The organism is Streptomyces sp. H39-S7 (assembly GCF_027158205.1).
Classification (GTDB): Bacteria; Actinomycetota; Actinomycetes; order Streptomycetales; family Streptomycetaceae; genus Actinacidiphila.
This window is the reverse complement of record NZ_JAPVLU010000067.1, coordinates 1-17,571: the sequence shown is the minus strand read 5'-3', so window position 1 is coordinate 17,571 and position 17,571 is coordinate 1. Positions and strand designations below refer to the sequence as shown.

14 protein-coding genes and 1 tRNA gene are annotated in these 17,571 nt (G+C 69.6%); 9 read left to right on the top strand and 6 right to left on the bottom strand.

The genetic code is table 11. The annotated features are described in order from the left end of the window. Positions 1 to 7: 7 nt before the first annotated feature. Both O3X23_RS38860 and O3X23_RS38855 read right to left on the bottom strand, forming a co-directional pair. Positions 8 to 1,678 (bottom strand): AMP-binding protein, encoded by a 1,671-nt coding sequence (locus tag O3X23_RS38860; protein WP_269278372.1) that lies wholly within the window; start codon positions 1,676 to 1,678, stop codon positions 8 to 10. Position 1,679: 1 nt separating this feature from the next. Next, positions 1,680 to 2,573, bottom strand: coding sequence for an ACP S-malonyltransferase (locus tag O3X23_RS38855; protein ID WP_269278370.1), 894 nt, complete (start codon positions 2,571 to 2,573; stop codon positions 1,680 to 1,682). A 280-nt stretch (positions 2,574 to 2,853) separates the two neighbouring features. On the opposite strand from O3X23_RS38855, the gene O3X23_RS38850 reads away from it, so the two are divergent. Then, on the top strand, positions 2,854 to 4,512 hold the full coding sequence (locus O3X23_RS38850) for an acyl-CoA carboxylase subunit beta (protein WP_443048109.1): 1,659 nt from the start codon (positions 2,854 to 2,856) through the stop codon (positions 4,510 to 4,512). Between the two features lie 5 nt (positions 4,513 to 4,517). After that, positions 4,518 to 4,805 (top strand): acyl-CoA carboxylase epsilon subunit, encoded by a 288-nt coding sequence (locus O3X23_RS38845; protein ID WP_269278368.1) that lies wholly within the window; start codon positions 4,518 to 4,520, stop codon positions 4,803 to 4,805. Positions 4,806 to 4,958: 153 nt separating this feature from the next. Here the strand turns inward: O3X23_RS38845 and O3X23_RS38840 are convergent, their stop codons facing one another. After that, the gene (locus tag O3X23_RS38840) at positions 4,959 to 5,525 is read right to left on the bottom strand and encodes a hypothetical protein (RefSeq protein ID WP_269278366.1); all 567 of its coding nucleotides are present in this window, start codon (positions 5,523 to 5,525) and stop codon (positions 4,959 to 4,961) included. Positions 5,526 to 5,737: 212 nt separating this feature from the next. Here O3X23_RS38840 and metK point away from each other — a divergent pair, with 212 nt between their 5' ends. The 6 genes from metK (at position 5,738) to O3X23_RS38810 (ending at position 15,589) form a co-directional block, all read left to right on the top strand. Then, positions 5,738 to 6,937, top strand: coding sequence for a methionine adenosyltransferase (gene metK / locus O3X23_RS38835; protein ID WP_269278364.1), 1,200 nt, complete (start codon positions 5,738 to 5,740; stop codon positions 6,935 to 6,937). Positions 6,938 to 7,005: 68 nt separating this feature from the next. Beyond that, positions 7,006 to 7,989, top strand: a complete 984-nt coding sequence (locus tag O3X23_RS38830; RefSeq protein ID WP_269278361.1) for a carbohydrate kinase family protein — start codon at positions 7,006 to 7,008, stop codon at positions 7,987 to 7,989. Then, complete coding sequence (gene metH, locus O3X23_RS38825; RefSeq protein ID WP_269278359.1) at positions 7,986 to 11,471, top strand: methionine synthase; 3,486 nt, start codon at positions 7,986 to 7,988, stop codon at positions 11,469 to 11,471. Before O3X23_RS38830 ends, metH begins: the two co-directional genes overlap by 4 nt. A gap of 17 nt (positions 11,472 to 11,488) precedes the next feature. After that, positions 11,489 to 12,406, top strand: a complete 918-nt coding sequence (gene metF / locus O3X23_RS38820) for a methylenetetrahydrofolate reductase [NAD(P)H] (protein WP_269278380.1) — start codon at positions 11,489 to 11,491, stop codon at positions 12,404 to 12,406. Further along, positions 12,384 to 13,829, top strand: a complete 1,446-nt coding sequence (ahcY, locus tag O3X23_RS38815; protein ID WP_269278357.1) for an adenosylhomocysteinase — start codon at positions 12,384 to 12,386, stop codon at positions 13,827 to 13,829. The genes metF and ahcY overlap by 23 nt, the downstream gene beginning before the upstream one ends. Positions 13,830 to 13,867: 38 nt before the next feature. Continuing rightward, positions 13,868 to 15,589 carry a hypothetical protein gene (locus O3X23_RS38810; protein WP_269278356.1) on the top strand — a complete coding sequence of 574 codons (1,722 nt, stop codon included), beginning with the start codon at positions 13,868 to 13,870 and terminating at the stop codon, positions 15,587 to 15,589. A gap of 4 nt (positions 15,590 to 15,593) precedes the next feature. On the opposite strand, the gene O3X23_RS38805 is transcribed toward O3X23_RS38810, so the two are convergent. Both O3X23_RS38805 and O3X23_RS38800 read right to left on the bottom strand, forming a co-directional pair. Beyond that, positions 15,594 to 15,788 (bottom strand): hypothetical protein, encoded by a 195-nt coding sequence (locus tag O3X23_RS38805; RefSeq protein ID WP_269278354.1) that lies wholly within the window; start codon positions 15,786 to 15,788, stop codon positions 15,594 to 15,596. A gap of 328 nt (positions 15,789 to 16,116) precedes the next feature. After that, positions 16,117 to 16,701, bottom strand: a complete 585-nt coding sequence (locus tag O3X23_RS38800; protein ID WP_269278352.1) for a DUF4352 domain-containing protein — start codon at positions 16,699 to 16,701, stop codon at positions 16,117 to 16,119. A gap of 325 nt (positions 16,702 to 17,026) precedes the next feature. On the opposite strand from O3X23_RS38800, the gene O3X23_RS38795 reads away from it, so the two are divergent. Continuing rightward, the gene (locus tag O3X23_RS38795; protein ID WP_269278350.1) at positions 17,027 to 17,248 is read left to right on the top strand and encodes a hypothetical protein; all 222 of its coding nucleotides are present in this window, start codon (positions 17,027 to 17,029) and stop codon (positions 17,246 to 17,248) included. A gap of 71 nt (positions 17,249 to 17,319) precedes the next feature. On the opposite strand, the gene O3X23_RS38790 is transcribed toward O3X23_RS38795, so the two are convergent. Continuing rightward, positions 17,320 to 17,391 (bottom strand) — tRNA-Arg (locus O3X23_RS38790). Positions 17,392 to 17,571 lie beyond the last annotated feature (180 nt).

Here is a 17,571-nt window from a genome sequence, read left to right as displayed (position 1 = left end):
CTCCTTGTCAGCTGCGGATCCGGCCGCGGTCCAGCAGCGCCTCGGCGCGGGACCTGAGAGTGGACCGGTCGATCTTCCGGTTGGGGTTCATCGGGAACTCCTCCAGGTGCTGGAAGAGCCGGGGGACCATCGCCTTGGGCAGGTCCGCGGTCAACCGGCGGGCCAGGTCCGCCGATGCGGCGGGCTCCCCGGTGTAGAAGGTGACGAGCTCGTGGCTGCCTCCGACGGCCGCGGCCACCGTGACGGCGTCCTCGACGCCCGGCAGCCCGCGCACGCTGTGGCTCACCTCGGACAACTCCACGCGCCAGCCCTGTACCTGCACCTGGTCGTCGGCCCGTCCCACGTAGGCGATCTCGCCGTCGGGGTAGCGGCGTACGCGGTCACCGGTGCGGTACCAGCGCCGTCCGTCGTGGTCCAGGAAGCGGTTCGCGTCCTCGGCCGGGTCGAGGTAGCCGGCGAACATCTGCGGCCCGGTGATGCACAGTTCGCCCTCGCTCTCGCCTTCACCCTTGCCTTTGCTGTCGCCGTCCACCGATCCGTCCGGGGCGAGCAGCAGCGCGTCGAGCGAGCCGTGCACCGGGCCGATCGGGACGACGCCGTTGACGTAGCGCTCGTCCGGGGTCCCGGGCGACAGGCGGTGCGCGGTGACGGTGATCGTCAACTCCGTCGGCCCGTAGAGGTTCTCCACCACGGACCGCGGTGCGGCCCGCAGCCAGTCCTCGGCGTCCTGCCGGTGCAGGGGCTCGCCCGCGAACAGGCTCCAGCGCAGACCCGGCAGCGCGCCGGGCGACAGCGCGCCGGTGCGGCGGGCCAGTGCGATGCCGCCGGGGGTCGAGAACCACACCGTCATGCGCTGCTCGGCCAGGAACGCCGGCAGCGCGCGGTACGCCTGCATCGGGATCGGGACGACGCAGCCGCCCGCGCCCCAGGCGCAGAACAGGTCGAACATGGCGCAGTCGAAGGTCAGGTCGAACGTCTGCGAGAACACGTCGTCGGGGCCGAAGCCGTACCGCGCGTCCAGCGTGCGGAAGTAGCTGTCGGCCGCGCGGTGGCTGGTGGGCACGCCCTTCGGGCGGCCGGTCGAGCCGGACGTGAAGAGGATGTACGCGGTGGCCTCGGCGTCGGCCGGCAGCGGTGCTTCGAGCGCGGTCTCCGGCGGGGTGGCCGTGATGACGTCCGCGCGCGGTTCCCCGTCGGGGACGAGAACCAGCGGCGGAGCGTCGTCCCAGCCCGCCGCCAGGGTGTCGAGGACGGCCAGACCGCGCCGGTCGGTGATCACCGCGTCCACGCCGGCCGCCGTCAGGATCGACCGGTTGCGCGCGGCGGGGAAGTCCGGGTTCACCGGGACGGCCACGGCGCCCAGGTAGAGGGCGGCCAGCAGCCCGATGTACGCCTCGGGGGTCTTGGTGGCCAGGATGGCGACGACGCGCGGTCCTGCGGAGGACCCGGCGGCCCCGGAGGACCCGGCGACCCCGGGGGCCGCGTTCCGCAGGGCGCCCGCCCAGGCCAGGGCGCTCTCGTGGGCCTCGGTGTAGCTGACGTCCCGGCCGGCCGTACGGAAGGCGGGGCGGTCGGGGGAGATCGCGAGGCCGCGCAGGAAGCGGCCGTGCAGGGTGCGGTCGAGGGAGGCCGTCGTGCCCGCGGAACGCGTCGCCGCTGTCTCCGTGATCACGCTCATGTCAGACACCCGCCTTGGGACGCATCGCGTGCTTCGGATCGGCGAGCACGACATCGAAGTTGCGCACCGCGCACTCCACCCGGCTGAACAGGGCGTCCGGGCCGGCCACCACCAGTCGCGTCACTCCGCGCCGGCCCAGCTCGGCCAGGACCGCCGGCCAGTCCACCGGCTTCACGAAGTGGTCCAGCAGCATCGTCCTGAGCCCCTCGGCGGTGTCGACGAGCCGGCCGTCCTGGTCGGCGAGGACCGGCAGACCGGGGTCGCGCAGCGGCAGGGCGTCGATGACCTCGGCGGCGGCGCGGTCGCGCAGCCCGGTGAAGAGGGACGAGTGCATCGGCGGGCGCATCGCGTACAGCGGCAGCGAACCGATCTTCCGCAGCCGGCCGGTGAACGCCTCCAGGTGCTCCTCGTGCAACGAGATCATCTCGAAGCCCTGGTCGAGGCGGCAGGACAGGTCGTACCACTCGCCCCGCTCGTCCATCCCGGCGAGCAGCTCGCGCAGCCCGTCGACGGGGGCCCGTACGAAGGACTGGGTGACCACGTCCCGGTGCTCGGTGGCGAAGTAGTCGGCGGTGCAGCGGGCCAGCCGGGCCGTCATCACCACCGCGTCCGGGAAGTCCAGCGCACCGCAGAACGCCATCAGCGGCTTCTCGCCGAAACTGGGCCCCGCGCAGATCTCGGCCTCGGCGCCGAGTTCGGCGCGGGCCCACTGCGCGAGCGCTGTCGAGGCGACCATGAAGGCGACCTGCGCCGCCTCCGAATAATCCTCGCCGGACTCCCGGAACCGGTCGAACACCGAGTAGCCCAGGGCTTCGTCGGCGATCGGCAGCAGATCGCGGGCAAAGGTATTCAGAAGCAGGAACCTGCCCAGGTCGGAGAAACGGGTGGGACCCATTCCTGGAAACACCATTGCCGTAGTCATCGCTGAAACCCGCCTTGTCGCGAACTGGCCTCGTCCGCTCTTTTCTACGGGCTGCCGCAAGGGGGAGTAACCCCTATGTCTCCCCGTCCGCGCCCCTTACGGCCACCCATACCGGACAGTGAATAGGGGTGGGCAGGCGGAGGGTAGGGGGCCGACGCTGTGGCACCTGCTTCGAAGCCGCGGCTTCAATGAGGTTCAGGCTGTTTCATCAATCGCTTCAATCGCCTGACCGAGTGGATGGGTGAACCGAACCATGACCATTGCCGAGGACATCACCTCGACCCGGCCGCCGACGCAAACGCCGCCGCACGCGCAAACGCAGACGCTGGCCCCGGTGACGGAACAGCTCCCGCCGCCCCGCCAGGACCCGAGGTCGCGGGTGGCGCTGCTCAACCTGGTCAAACAGACGGTCAGGGACGGGCCGGGGCCGCGCGCGACGGAGCAGCAGTGGGCCAAGGGCAAACTGACCGTCCACGAGCGACTGGAACTCCTCTTCGACGCGGGCACGTTCACCGAGATCGAGCCGCTGCGCCGGCACCGTGCCACCGGCTTCGGCCTGGAGAACAAGCGCCCCTACACCGACGGTGTGGTGACCGGCTGGGGCGAGGTCATGGGCCGCACGGTCTTCGTCTACGCCCACGACTTCCGGATCTTCGGCGGCTCGCTGGGCGAGGCCCACGCCGAGAAGATCCACAAGGTGATGGACCTGGCCGAGTCGGCCGGCGCGCCCCTGGTCAGCCTCAGCGACGGCGCGGGGGCCCGGATCCAGGAGGGCGTCACCGCGCTCGCCGGATACGGCGGCATCTTCCGGCGCAACGTCCGCTCGTCGGGCGTCATCCCGCAGATCAGCGTGATGCTCGGCCCGTGCGCGGGCGGCGCCACGTACTCCCCGGCGCTCACCGACTTCGTGTTCATGGTGCGCGGCACCTCGCAGATGTACATCACCGGGCCCGACGTGGTGCAGGCCGTCACCGGCGAGAAGATCTCCCACGACCAGCTCGGCGGCGCCGACGTGCACGCGTCGGTCTCCGGCGCCGCCCAGTTCGTGTACGAGAACGAGGCCGAGTGCCTCGCCGAAGTCCGCTACCTGCTCTCGCTCCTGCCCTCCAACAACCGTGAGCTGCCGCCCGCCGTCACCACGGCCGACCCGGCCGACCGCCGCAACGAGGCGCTGCTGGAACTGGTGCCGGCCGACGCCAACCGCGCCTATGACATCCGGCCGGTGATCGAGGAGATCGTCGACGACGGCGACTTCTTCGAGGTGCACGCCGCCTGGGCCACCAACATCGTCTGCGCACTGGCGCGCCTGGGCGGCCAGGTGGTCGGCATCGTGGCGAACCAGCCGGCGTCGCTGGCGGGCGTCCTGGACATCAACGCCTCGGAAAAGGCCGCGCGGTTCGTCCAGATGTGCGACTCGTTCAGCATTCCGCTGGTCACCCTCGTCGACGTGCCGGGCTTCCTGCCCGGCAGCGCGCAGGAGCACGGCGGCATCATCCGGCACGGCGCGAAGCTGCTGTACGCGTACTGCAACGCCACCGTGCCCCGCATCCAGGTCATCCTCCGCAAGGCCTACGGCGGTTCGTACATCGTCATGGACTCGCGTTCCATCGGCACGGACCTGTCGTTCGCGTGGCCGACGAACGAGATCGCGGTGATGGGTGCGGAGGGCGCCGCCAACGTCGTCTTCCGGCGCGAGATCGCCGCGGCGGACGACCCGGACGCGGTCCGCGCCGAGCGCATCAAGCAGTACCAGGAGGAACTGATGCACCCCTACTACGCGGCGGAACGCGGCCTCGTCGACGACGTCATCGATCCCGCCGAGACCCGCTCGGTGCTGATCCGTTCGCTGGCGATGCTCCGCACGAAGCACGCCACGCTCCCGTCCCGCAAGCACGGAAACCCGCCGGTGTGACGGCCATGACGACATCGAGCGCCCCGAGCCCACCGACCACACCGAGCGCACCGGATCCACCGACCCCGAGTACGCCCCGGCCCGACGACGAACTGCTCATCCGGTTCGTCCGCGGCGAGCCGGACGACGAACAGGTGGCCGCGGCGACGGTCGCCCTGCTCGCCGTCCTCCGGCAGAAGGCCGTCGCCGACGACGACCAGAGCGCGCGGAGTGCGCGGAACGGGCGGAGCAGCCGGCCCCTGCGCTGGACCCCCGACGGCTACAACCCGCCGGGCGCCTGGGCCTACGGCTGACAGCCGCGAACCCGCCGCCCGTGCCCCGGATCCGCTGACGGATCCGGGGCACAGGCGTTTCCCGCACCTGCCCCCCGGCAGCACTGAACCCACCGCCTCACTCACTGAGACGGTGGGCCGGTGGGGGGAGCGGGTGGGACGGGTGGGGGGAGGTCAGGCCGTCTGGTGCGCGCGGCGCGCGGCGACGGCCTTCGGGTAGCGGATCGTGAAGAGCACGGGGATCACGAAGCTCGCGACCTTGACGACGATCATGGGTGTCGTCGCGTGCGCGTCGGCGCGGATGATGAAGGCCAGTACGACGGCGGCAGCCGCGAAGGAGAGCCCCCACACCTGCGTGATGACGGCGTTGGTCCGGTAGAACGCCTCCGTGCGGGCGACCTTCTCCGGTACGAGTTTGCGTGCGATGCCGAGGGTGAACGGCCGACGGATGAGCAGCGAGCCCCAGGCGGTGAGGGCGAGCCATGCGTCGACAAGAGCCGGCCCGTAACGGACCAGATCCGAGTCCGGTCGCGCGTAGGACAGCCAGGCGATCCCCGCGAAGAACACGAACGCGCTGGTCTCGATCACCATCTCGTCCCAGTTCTTGCCGGACTTGCGGTCGCGCCAGATCACCACTGCGGCGATCCCGAGCCCGACCAGTGCACCCTTGCGCCAGTCATCGCTCGTGGCGACGAAGGCATAGGCGATCCACGGGAGGAAGCTGATGAGGTAGCGGGTCATGGATAGCTCCTTTCTCGCATCCATTGCGACAGGTGGGACTAAAGCGCCCCTAAAGCGATCCGCGGCCCGCAAGAGCATCAAAAAAGGCTACCCCCGCCCGGCGGGGCCTAGCGCAGGTTTCGCTTTAGCCGTCCGCAAGGAGCCGATCGCACGCTCTCGTGGATATCGCTCCCCTGTCCACCGGAGCGTTGGATACGCATCTGGAGGAATCCATGGCCCGTCGCCTTTTCACGTCGGAATCGGTTACCGAGGGACACCCCGACAAAATCGCCGACCAGATCAGCGACTCCGTTCTCGACGCTCTCCTCGCGCAGGACCGCACCGCCCGGGTCGCCGTGGAAACCCTGATCACGACCGGCCAGGTGCACATCGCCGGTGAGGTCACCACGTCCGCGTACGCTGATATCCCGGCGATCGTGCGGCAGACGGTGCTGGATATCGGTTACGACTCGTCGGCGAAGGGCTTCGACGGGGCTTCGTGCGGGGTCTCGGTGTCGATCGGCGCGCAGTCCCCGGACATCGCCCAGGGCGTGGACGCGGCGTACGAGTCGCGGGTGGAGGGCGGCGAGGACGACCTCGACCGTCAGGGCGCGGGCGACCAGGGCCTGATGTTCGGTTACGCGTGCGACGACACGCCCGAACTGATGCCGCTGCCCATCGCGCTGGCCCACCGCCTCGCCCACCGCCTGACGCAGGTCCGCAAGAGCGGCCGGCTGGCGTACCTGCGCCCGGACGGCAAGACCCAGGTCACCATCGAGTACGACGGCAGCAAGGCCGTACGCCTCGACACCGTCGTGATCTCCAGCCAGCACGCGCCCGACATCAGCCTGGACTCCCTGCTCGCCCCCGACATCCGCGAGTTCGTCGTGGAGCCCGAGCTCGAACTGCTCGGCGCCACACTGTCGACGGAGGGGTACCGGCTGCTCGTCAACCCGACCGGGCGCTTCGAGGTGGGCGGTCCGATGGGTGACGCGGGACTGACCGGCCGGAAGATCATTGTCGACACGTACGGCGGGATGGCCCGGCACGGCGGGGGCGCGTTCTCCGGCAAGGACCCGTCCAAGGTCGACCGTTCCGCCGCCTACGCGATGCGCTGGGTCGCGAAGAACGTCGTCGCGGCCGGGCTGGCCCGCCGCTGCGAGGTCCAGGTCGCGTACGCCATCGGCAAGGCCGCCCCCGTCGGGCTGTTCGTCGAGACGTTCGGCACCGAGACCATCCCCGTGGCCCGCATCCAGGACGCCGTCAGCCAGGTCTTCGACCTGCGGCCGGCCGCCATCGTGCGAGACCTCGACCTGCTGCGTCCCATCTACGCGCAGACCGCCGCCTACGGCCACTTCGGCCGAACGGACGCCGACTTCACCTGGGAGTCCACCGACCGGGCGGCCAAACTCCGGCAGGCCGCCGGTCTCTGACAGCCGGCAGGAAAGAGCAGAGGCCGAGGAAGAGCAGAGGAAGAGCACCGGAGGAGTGAGTGACTGAGATGCGCACCGCCATCACAGGATCCATCGCAACCGACCATCTGATGGTCTTCCCCGGTCGGTTCACCGACCACCTGGTCGCCGACCAGCTCAAGAACGTGTCCCTGTCCTTCCTCGCCGACACCCTGGAGGTCCGGCGGGGAGGGGTGGCGGCGAACATCGCCTTCGGCATGGGGCGGCTCGGCCTCGCCCCCGTCCTGGTCGGCGCGGTCGGCCCGGACTTCGCCGACTACCAGGTCTGGCTCAAGCAGAACGGCGTCGACACCGACTCCGTCCAGGTCTCCCACGAGCACCAGACCGCCCGCTTCGTCTGCACCACCGACTCGGTGCAGAACCAGATCGCCACGTTCTACGCGGGCGCCATGGCCGAGGCCCGCCGTATCGCCCTCGCCCCCGTCACGGAACGCGTCGGCGCTCTCGACCTGGTCGTCGTCGCGCCCAACGACCCCGAGGCGATGCTCCGCCACACCGCGGAGTGCCGGGACCTGGGTATCCCCTTCGCGGCCGACCCCTCGCAGCAACTCGCCCGCCTGGACGCGGAGTCGGTACGCCTGCTCCTCGACGGCCCGCGCTTCCTCTTCAGCAACGAGTACGAGGCGGCCCTCCTCCAGGAACGCACGGGCTGGAACGCGGACCAGGTCCTCCAGCACGTCGGCACCTGGATCACCACACTCGGCGCCCAGGGCGTCCGGATCGAGCGTGCGGGCGAGGCCCCGATCCTCGTACCGGCCGCCCCGACGACAGGAGCCACCGAACCCACCGGCGTCGGCGACGCGTTCCGCGCCGGGTTCCTTGCCGGCGTCACCTGGAACCTCTCCCACCGCCGCTCAGCCGAACTGGGCTGCGCCCTCGCCACCGTCGTCCTCGAATCCATCGGCACCCAGGAGTACGTGCTCTCCGCCGCCGACCTGCTCGGACGGCTGAGGACCGGCTACGGCACCGAAGCGGCCACCGAGATCGAACCGCACCTGGCGGTCGTGTCATGAGCGGGATGTCCCGGGCCGACGCTCTGCGTCGGGCGTTCGCGTCGCGGGTGGTGGTGGGTGACGGTGCGATGGGCACGATGCTGCAGGCGCAGGATCCGTCGTTGGACGACTTCGAGAACCTGGAGGGGTGCAACGAGGTTCTGAACGTGACGCGTCCGGACATCGTCCGGTCGGTGCACGAGGAGTACTTCGCGGCGGGTGTGGACTGCGTCGAGACGAACACCTTCGGTGCGAACCTGGCGGCGCTGGGGGAGTACGACATTCCTGGCCGTATCCATGAGTTGTCGGTTTCCGGTGCCCGGTTGGCGCGTGAGGTGGCGGACGGTTTCGCGACGCCGGACCGGCCGCGCTGGGTGCTCGGCTCGGTCGGGCCGGGCACGAAACTCCCGACCCTGGGCCACGCGCCCTATGCGCAGCTCCGGGACGGGTACGAGGCGAACGTGGCCGGCCTCATCGAGGGCGGCGCGGACGCGATCCTGGTGGAGACGACGCAGGACCTGCTCCAGACCAAGGCGGCCATCGTCGGCGCCCGGCGGGCGATGGGCGCCGCGGGCCAGTCTTTGCCGCTGATCTGCCAGGTCACGGTGGAGACGACGGGCACGATGCTGCTGGGGTCCGAGATCGGTGCCGCGCTGACGGCGTTGGAGCCGTTGGGTATCGACATGATCGGCCTGAACTGCGCGACGGGTCCGGCCGAGATGAGCGAGCACCTGCGGTACCTCGCCCGGCATGCCCGCACCCAGGTCTCCTGCATGCCGAATGCCGGTCTGCCGGTGCTGGGCAAGGACGGGGCGCATTACCCGTTGTCGCCGGAGGAGCTGGCGGACGCGCACGAGACGTTCGTGCGGGAGTACGGGTTGTCGCTGGTGGGTGGGTGCTGCGGCACGACGCCGGAGCATTTGCGGCAGGTCGTGGAGCGGGTGCGGGGGTTGGAGCTTGTGGCGCGCAGTCCGCGTCCGGAGCCGGGTGCGGCGTCGCTCTACCAGACGGTGCCGTTCCGGCAGGACGCGTCGTATCTCGCGATCGGGGAGCGGACCAACGCCAACGGGTCGAGGAAGTTCCGTGAGGCGATGCTGGAGGGCCGCTGGGACGACTGCGTGGAGATGGCCCGCGACCAGATCCGCGAAGGCGCGCACCTGCTCGACCTGTGCGTCGACTACGTCGGCCGGGACGGCGCCGCGGACATGGCCGAGGTCGCGGGCCGCTTCGCGACCGCGTCTACGTTGCCGATCGTGCTGGACTCCACCGAAGTCCCGGTGTTGCGGGCTGGGTTGGAGAAGTTGGGTGGCCGGGCGGTCATCAACTCCGTCAACTACGAGGACGGTGACGGTCCGGAGTCCCGGTTTGCGCAGATCACGGCGTTGGCCGCGGAGCACGGCGCCGCGCTGATCGCGCTGACGATCGACGAGGAGGGCCAGGCGCGGACTGCTGAGCACAAGGTCGCTATCGCCGAGCGGCTGATCGAGGACCTGACCACCAACTGGGGCATCCTCGAATCCGACATCCTCGTCGACTGCCTGACGTTCACGATCGCGACCGGTCAGGAGGAGTCCCGCAAGGACGGGATTGCCACGATCGAGGCGATCCGGGAGCTGAAGCGCCGCCACCCGCTGGTGCAGACGACGTTGGGTCTGTCGAACATCTCCTTCGGGTTGAATCCGGCCGCGCGTGTGGTCCTGAACTCCGTCTTCCTCAACGAGTGCGTGGCGGCAGGCCTGGATTCGGCGATCGTGCACGCGGCGAAGATCATCCCCGTGGCGCGGATCCCGCAGGAGCAGCGGGAGATCGCGTTGGATCTGGTCTATGACCGGCGGCGTGAGGGGTATGACCCGTTGCAGGCCTTCTTGGAGGCTTTCGAGGGCGTCGACATGAAGTCCGTCAAGGCGGGTCGTGCGGAGGAGTTGGCCGCGCTGCCGCTGGACGAGCGACTGCAGCGGCGGATCATCGACGGGGAGAAGAACGGCCTGGAGGGCGACCTCGATGAGGCGCTGACCGTTCAGTCGGCCTTGCACATCGTCAACGACACCCTGCTGGAAGGCATGAAGGTCGTCGGGGAGCTGTTCGGATCGGGTCAGATGCAGCTGCCCTTCGTGCTGCAGTCCGCCGAGGTCATGAAGACGGCGGTGGCCTACCTGGAGCCGCACATGGAGAAGTCCGACGCCGACGGCAAGGGCACCATCGTGCTCGCCACCGTGCGCGGCGACGTCCATGACATCGGCAAGAACCTCGTCGACATCATCCTGTCCAACAACGGCTACAACGTCATCAACCTCGGCATCAAGCAGCCCGTCTCGGCGATCCTGGACGCGGCCACCGAACACAAAGCCGACGTCATCGGCATGTCCGGGCTGCTCGTGAAGTCCACGGTGATCATGAAGGAGAACCTCCAGGAGCTCAACCAGCGCAACATGGCCGCGGACTACCCCGTCATCCTCGGCGGCGCCGCCCTGACCCGCGCCTATGTCGAGCAGGACCTCCACGAGATCTACGACGGCGAAGTCCGCTACGCCCGCGACGCGTTCGAGGGCCTGCGGCTGATGGACGCCCTGATCGCCGTCAAACGCGGCGTCCCCGGAGCCGCACTCCCTCCCCTGAAGCAGCGCCGGGTCGCCGCCGTCGACCGTCCCGTACGCGTCCCGGCGGCCCCCGAACCGCTGCCCGCCCGTTCCGACGTGGCCGCCGACAACCCCGTCCCGAAGGCGCCCTTCCTGGGGACGCGGATCGTGAAGGGCATCCCCCTCGCCGAGTACTCCTCCTGGCTGGACGAGCGGGCCACGTTCATGGGCCAGTGGGGGCTGAAGGCGGCCCGTGGGGGCGGGCCCTCGTACGAGGAGCTGGTGGAGACGGAGGGCCGGCCCCGGCTGCGGATGTGGCTGGACCGGCTGCACACCGAGAACATGCTGGAGGCGGCGATCGTCTACGGCTACTTCCCCTGCGTGTCCAAGGGCGACGACCTGATCATCCTGGACGAGAAGACCGGCGGTGAAAGCCACCGCTTCACCTTCCCGCGCCAGCGCCGCGACCGGCACCTGTGCCTGTCGGACTTCTTCCGCCCCGAGGGGGCCGGCGAGCCCGACGTCATCGCGCTCACCGTCGTGACCATGGGGAACAAGGTCTCCGAGGCGGCGAACGAGCTCTTCGCCGCGAACGCCTACCGCGACTACCTCGAACTGCACGGCTTGTCCGTGCAGTTGACCGAGGCCCTGGCCGAGTACTGGCACTCCCGGATCCGCACGGAGCTGGGGATCGCGGGCGCCGACCCGGACAGCCTGGACGCGATGTTCCGTACCGAGTACCAGGGCTGCCGCTACTCACTCGGCTACCCGGCCTGCCCGGACCTGGAGGACCGCGCCAAGATCATGGATCTGCTCAAACCCGAACGTATCGGCGTCGTCCTGTCCGAGGAGTTCCAACTGCACCCGGAGCAGTCCACCGACGCGATCGTCATCCACCACCCGGAAGCCAGTTACTACAAGGCGTGAGGAGGACCGTGCCCACCATGTCGGCCACGCTGACCACCACCAACCTGCGCGATGTCCTCGGCGCCGGGCAGCGCACGTTCTCGTTCGAGTTCTTCCCCCCGAAGACGGACGCGGGCGAGCGCGTCCTGTGGGACGCCATCCGCCGTATCGAGGCCGTCGGACCCACGTTCGTCTCCGTCACCTACGGCGCCGGCGGCTCCTCCCGCGACCGGACCGTGGACGTCACCCGGCGCATCGCCGCCGAGACGACGCTGCGTCCGGTCGCCCATCTCACCGCCGTCGGCCACACCGTCGCCGAGCTGCGGCAGATCGTCGGCCGGTACGCGGACGCCGGCATCCGTGACGTCCTCGTGCTGCGCGGCGACCCGCCGGGCGACCCGCGCGGCCCGTGGGTGCGGCACCCCGGGGGCCTGGACCACGCGGCGGACCTCGTCTCGCTCGTCCGCTCCATCGGCGACTTCAGCATCGGCGTGGCGGCCTTCCCCGAGCGTCATCCCCGTTCGCCGAGCTGGGACGACGACATCCGGCACTTCGTCGCCAAGTGCCGGGCCGGCGCCGACTACGCCGTCACCCAGATGTTCTTCGACGCCGACGACTATCTGCGGCTGCGCGACCGGGTGGCCGCCGCCGGGTGTGACACGCCGATCATCCCGGAGATCATGCCCGCCACCGACGTCCGGCAGATCCGGCGCTTCGCCGAGCTGAGCGACGCGACCTTCCCGCCCGAGCTGGCCGAGGCGCTGGCGGCGGCGCAGCACGACCCGCGGACCGCGCACCGGATCGGAGTGGACCACGCGACGCGCCTGGCCGGCCGTCTGCTCGACGCCGGCGCCCCGGGCCTGCACTACATCACCCTCAACCGGTCCACCGCGACGCTTGAGATCCACCAGAACCTGAACACAAGGAGCGCAGATGCCGTCCCTCACCGCCGCTGACTACAAGGTTGCGGACCTCTCCCTCGCCGCGTTCGGCCGCAAGGAGATCGTCATGGCCGAGCACGAGATGCCCGGCCTGATGTCGATCCGCGCCGAGTACGCGGCGTCCCAGCCGCTGGCCGGCGCGCGGATCACCGGCTCGCTGCACATGACGATCCAGACCGCCGTCCTCATCGAGACCCTGGTCGCGCTGGGTGCCGAGGTCCGCTGGGCGTCGTGCAACATCTTCTCCACCCAGGACCACGCGGCCGCCGCCATCGCGGTCGGCCCGAACGGCACCCCCGAGGACCCGCAGGGCACCCCCGTCTTCGCCTGGAAGGGCGAGACCCTGGCCGAGTACTGGTGGTGCGCCGAGCAGGCCGTCACGTGGCCCGACGGCGGTCTGAACATGATCCTGGACGACGGCGGCGACGTAACGCTCCTGATCCACAAGGGTGTCGAGTTCGAGAAGGCCGGCGCGGTCCCGGACTCCGCCGAGGGCGACTCCGAGGAGTACGGCCACATCCTCGATCTGCTGCGCCGCACCCAGGCCGAGAACCCCGGCAAGTGGACCGCCGCGGCGGCCGCCATCAAGGGCGTCACGGAGGAGACCACCACCGGCGTCCACCGGCTCTACGAGATGCAGCGCGACGGCGGCCTGCTCTTCCCGGCGATCAACGTCAACGACTCCGTCACCAAGTCGAAGTTCGACAACAAGTACGGCTGCCGGCACTCGCTCATCGACGGCCTCAACCGTGCCACGGACGTCCTGATCGGCGGCAAGGTCGCGGTCGTGCTCGGCTACGGCGACGTCGGCAAGGGGTGTGCTGAGTCGCTGCGCGGCCAGGGCGCCCGGGTGATCGTCACCGAGATCGACCCGATCTGCGCACTGCAGGCGGCGATGGACGGCTACCAGGTCACGACGCTGGAGGAGGTCGTCGCCGAGGGCGACATCTTCGTGACGACGACCGGCAACAAGGACATCATCATGGCCGCCGACATGGCCCGGATGAAGCACCAGGCGATCGTCAGCAACATCGGCCACTTCGACAACGAGATCGACATGGCGGGCCTCGCCAGGGTCCCCGGCATCGTCAAGGACGAGGTCAAGCCGCAGGTCCACACCTGGAGGTTCCCTGACGGGCACACCATCATCGTGCTGTCCGAGGGACGCCTGATGAACCTCGGCAACGCGACCGGCCACCCGTCCTTCGTGATGTCCAACAGCTTCGCCAACCAGACGATCGCCCAGATCGAGCTCTTCACCAAGACCGCCGATTACCCCATCGGCGTCTACGTGCTCCCCAAGCACCTGGACGAGAAGGTCGCCCGCCTCCACCTCGACGCCCTCGGCGTCCGGCTCACCACCCTGCGCCCGGAGCAGGCCGCCTACATCGGCGTCCCGGTCGAGGGCCCGTACAAGGCGGACCACTACCGCTACTGAGAGCGTGACGTGACGGGCGCTGCGGGGTTCACCTCCATGTGACCAGAACCTTGCAGACCCGCGCCGTGCAGACCCACGCCGTGTGGCGGCGGCCACTCCCCGATGTCGTCGCGGTCCTCGTGGGCGCCCTCCTCGTCGGGGGACAGGCGCTGCGGCTCGGGCAGTGGATCGTCGACGACGCGGCCATCACGTACGCGTACGCGCGCAGCATCGACGAGGGGTACGGCCCGGCCCAGCAGCCCGGCGCCCCGCCGGTGGAGGGGTACTCCAACCCGGCGTGGCTGGCGCTGCTGGTGGCCGGGCGGCGGCTGCGGCTGTTCGACCACGGGGCGCTGTTCGGGGTCTCGGACCTGGTGTGGTTCCCCAAGGTGCTGGCTCTGCTGTGTGTGATCGGGATGCTGGCCTCGGTGGCGTTCGCGGCGCGGGCGGTGCTGCCGGGGCGGGCGTGGGCGGTGACGCTGCTCGCCGGTGCGGCGATGGCCGGGAACTTCTCGCTGGTCGTCTGGCTCTTCTCCGGACTGGAGAACCCGCTGTACGGCCTCGCCGTCACCGCCCTCGCGGCCGTGCTCGCCAGGTCCGTCGCCCGCGACGACCTGCTGCGGCCCCGCACCGCCGTCCTGGCCGGCCTCCTGGCGCTGCTGGCCGCACTGACCCGCCCGGACGGCATCGTCTACGCGGCGGCGTACCCCTTGGCGGCGCTGCTGCTCCAGCGGCCGGGCTCCCTGAGGCCGATCGCCCTATCAGGCACGACGTTCGCCCTCCCCTATGCGGCCCATCTCCTGTGGCGGCACGCGGAGTTCGGCCGCTGGGTCCCCAACACGGCGGTCGCGAAGGCGCAGCGGACACCGAGCCCGGCCGACCTGGCCCACACCACCGAGCTGATCGTCTATGCCGGCTGGGCCCTCGCCCTCGCCGCCCTGGCCTGCACCGCCACCGCCCTCGTCCGCCCGGACCCGGGAGCGTCCCGCCGGGCGCTGACCGCCGTACTCGTCCCGCTGTCCCTGGCCCTGACCGCGTACGGGATGCTGCAGCGCGACTGGATGGCCCTCTACCGTTTCGCGACCCCGGTATGGACGCTCGCGGCCTTCGCCGGCTCGCTGGCCGCGGTCACCGTCTGGGACCGCGAACGGCCGCGCGGCCGCGCTCTTCTGGTGTCGGCGCTCGTCGTGGGATCCGTCCTGTCACTGGCCGGCCAGCGGCCCCGAGCGGCGGCGTTCCAGGCGGACCCGACACTCTCCATGTGCTTCGTCGCCGACCGCTACGGCCGGCTGTTCAACACCTACGCCGACGAACTCGCCCTGCCCGACGCCGGCCTGCTGCTCCCCGACCTCGGCGGCACCCTCCTGACCACCCGGCTCCGCGTCACGGACCTCGCGGGCCTCACCGACCCGGCCATCGCGGACGCGTACGCGGCGCACGACACGACCCGCCTGCGCACCTACGTCTTCGACCACGTGCGCCCCACCTTCATCCACGTCCACAGCCCGTGGTCGACCCTCTCCGGCCTCACCCCCGAAACCCTCACCGCCCACGGCTACGTCCCGCTCTCCACCCGAACGGACACGGGCGACTGGATCCGCAGCGCAGCCGTCCCCGACCCCACCCGCCTCAGGGCCCTCCAGAACACCACTCTCTCCGCCATCGCCCAATCCACCACCCGCCGCAACAACACCCCCACCACCCCCTGCGGCCCCCGCCTCACCCCCCCCCCACCCACCCTCGCCGGCCAACCGGCCAACCCAGCAGCCCCGGTCGGTTGAGAACTCACGCCTTCTCGGTACCACCCGGCGTACCCCCGCTCTCGTCGCCGAAGGGATACATGTGCCAGAAGTGGCCGGCCGCACGATCGGGCACGATGGCATCCAGTTTGTCGGACTGCATCATGACCTCGTAGAACCAGTCGGACAGGACGAACGCCTGGTCGTGCGTGAGCTTGATGATCACCGGCTCCTCGTCCACGCGGTCACGGTACAGCGGCGGACGGCTGTGCGGCTTCGGGATAAGCACCTGAAGGAGCTGCCGTGCGCAGCCCAAGAGCCCCGCCAGGCGAGTCTGACGGGGGCCGCACTTCGTTGGGACCGCGTGGAGTTGAATTCAGACCCACTCGATGCGAACTACCGGCGCGACGGTCGCTGAGGTCTGCCGGGCTGGTCAGTCGAGTGCTTGTGGTCGCTGCCGGTCAGCCCAGGTCGGGACGGTTGCTGTACCCAGTTGCGGTATGCAGGATCCGGCGGAGGTGACCCTTGAATGGGATCCGTGTTGAGAGGCGGGCGCAGCGGTCTGCGCGTTAGGACACGTCGGCCCGAACTGCCTTGCCGATCAGCCCGTCTGTGAATGACACCGTCTTCGCCTTGAACTTGCCCTTGCCGGTGACCGTGCCGATGACGTTCTCACCCGGTGCCAGGTCGACTGTCGCGATCTGACCCTCGTCCATGGCGAGTTCCGCAGCGTGCTTGGTCCCGTTGGTGTCAGTGATTGCGAAGTAGAGCGGGTTGACGTTGATGGTCTTCGATGAGTTGTTCGTGACGGTGACAGACACGCTGGTGTAGGAGTTGCTGTCCGCCAGGACGGACGCCTTGAACGCCGTCGCCTTTGCCGTCACAGCTACGGAAGCCTTCTTCTCGGCCGCCACAGACGACTGCTTGGTCTCCGGTCCGTTGGCCGGTGCCGACGAAGCAACCGGACCCTTTGCCCCCTTGTCGTCGCCGTCGCTGTTACTGACGAGGGCACTAACGATGCCCACAAGGACGAACAGACCGACGACCCCGAGGCACGAGAACCCGACGATCTTCCCGGTGCGCGCCTTCTTCGGCGGGGGCGGGTAGCCATAGCCAGGCTGCGGTTGATCCGGCGCCGGGTACTGATTGGACATGGTCAAACCCCCAAGATCGGTGCACGTTCGGTCACCGTATGTGCACGAGCCGTGCCCGGATGTGGTTATGTCCAAGTCGTGACATTGAAGAATTCAACTACTTTGGATGTGCTCACACTTCGGGGCGCCCCCCGGTCTTCCCTCTCGTGCGGGATGCGATGACGCACGACGGCCGCGTGGTCGAGGTCTGCGACACGGTCATGGCGGCAGACCAGTTCGTTCTGGACTACCGCTTCCCTGCGGGAGAGTGATGGTCCATCAGGTCTGACAACCCGCCACAGGATTCTTTCTAGTGGTGGGTTGCTTAGACGTGAACGGTGCGACCGTGACGGTCGCGCAGACTCCGCAGACGGAGATGAAGGACAAGAAGACCGGCTTGGTCGCCGCGGACATCGAGACCGGGCGGACACTCCCGACAGTGGACGTGATGTTCGTCGCCGGCGGTGAGGCCGAGGGGTGGCCCGCGGAAACACCCCGAGGCCCATCCCGCGAATACGCCGCAGCATCCGACATACGGCTGCTCAGAGGGGTTTTCGGCTGCACATGACGGTAGATACGCGAAGACCCCGTCCCCAGCGTTTCCGCTGGTGGCGGGGTCCTCGGGCACTTCTTGCGAAGTGCCCCCGGCAGGATTCGAACCTGCGCACCCGGCTCCGGAGGCCGATGCTCTATCCCCTGAGCTACGGGGGCGTGTCGTCCGCAGTAGCGGTGACGGGTGAAACCCTACCAGCTTGTGCATGGTGCCTGGGTACAGGGTTTTGGGGTGTCGCCCGGTGGGGTCTAGCGCATGGGCGGGGGTGGGGGGGGGTGGGTTGGGAAAGGTCCCTCGCACGGGGACGATGTGGGCAAATCGCGGACGGAGCGCGATGG

What these genes read in the sequence shown, in the direction of transcription:
- O3X23_RS38860 (WP_269278372.1), bottom strand. Translation starts at nt 1,678, where the DNA reads ATGAGCGTGATCACGGAGACAGCGGCGACGCGTTCCGCGGGCACGACG.
- O3X23_RS38855 (WP_269278370.1), bottom strand. Translation starts at nt 2,573, where the DNA reads ATGGGTCCCACCCGTTTCTCCGACCTGGGCAGGTTCCTGCTTCTGAAT.
- O3X23_RS38850 (WP_443048109.1), top strand. Translation starts at nt 2,854, where the DNA reads ATGACCATTGCCGAGGACATCACCTCGACCCGGCCGCCGACGCAAACG.
- O3X23_RS38845 (WP_269278368.1), top strand. Translation starts at nt 4,518, where the DNA reads ATGACGACATCGAGCGCCCCGAGCCCACCGACCACACCGAGCGCACCG.
- O3X23_RS38840 (WP_269278366.1), bottom strand. Translation starts at nt 5,525, where the DNA reads ATGACCCGCTACCTCATCAGCTTCCTCCCGTGGATCGCCTATGCCTTC.
- metK (WP_269278364.1), top strand. Translation starts at nt 5,738, where the DNA reads ATGGCCCGTCGCCTTTTCACGTCGGAATCGGTTACCGAGGGACACCCC.
- O3X23_RS38830 (WP_269278361.1), top strand. Translation starts at nt 7,006, where the DNA reads ATGCGCACCGCCATCACAGGATCCATCGCAACCGACCATCTGATGGTC.
- metH (WP_269278359.1), top strand. Translation starts at nt 7,986, where the DNA reads ATGAGCGGGATGTCCCGGGCCGACGCTCTGCGTCGGGCGTTCGCGTCG.
- metF (WP_269278380.1), top strand. Translation starts at nt 11,489, where the DNA reads ATGTCGGCCACGCTGACCACCACCAACCTGCGCGATGTCCTCGGCGCC.
- ahcY (WP_269278357.1), top strand. Translation starts at nt 12,384, where the DNA reads ATGCCGTCCCTCACCGCCGCTGACTACAAGGTTGCGGACCTCTCCCTC.
- O3X23_RS38800 (WP_269278352.1), bottom strand. Translation starts at nt 16,701, where the DNA reads ATGTCCAATCAGTACCCGGCGCCGGATCAACCGCAGCCTGGCTATGGC.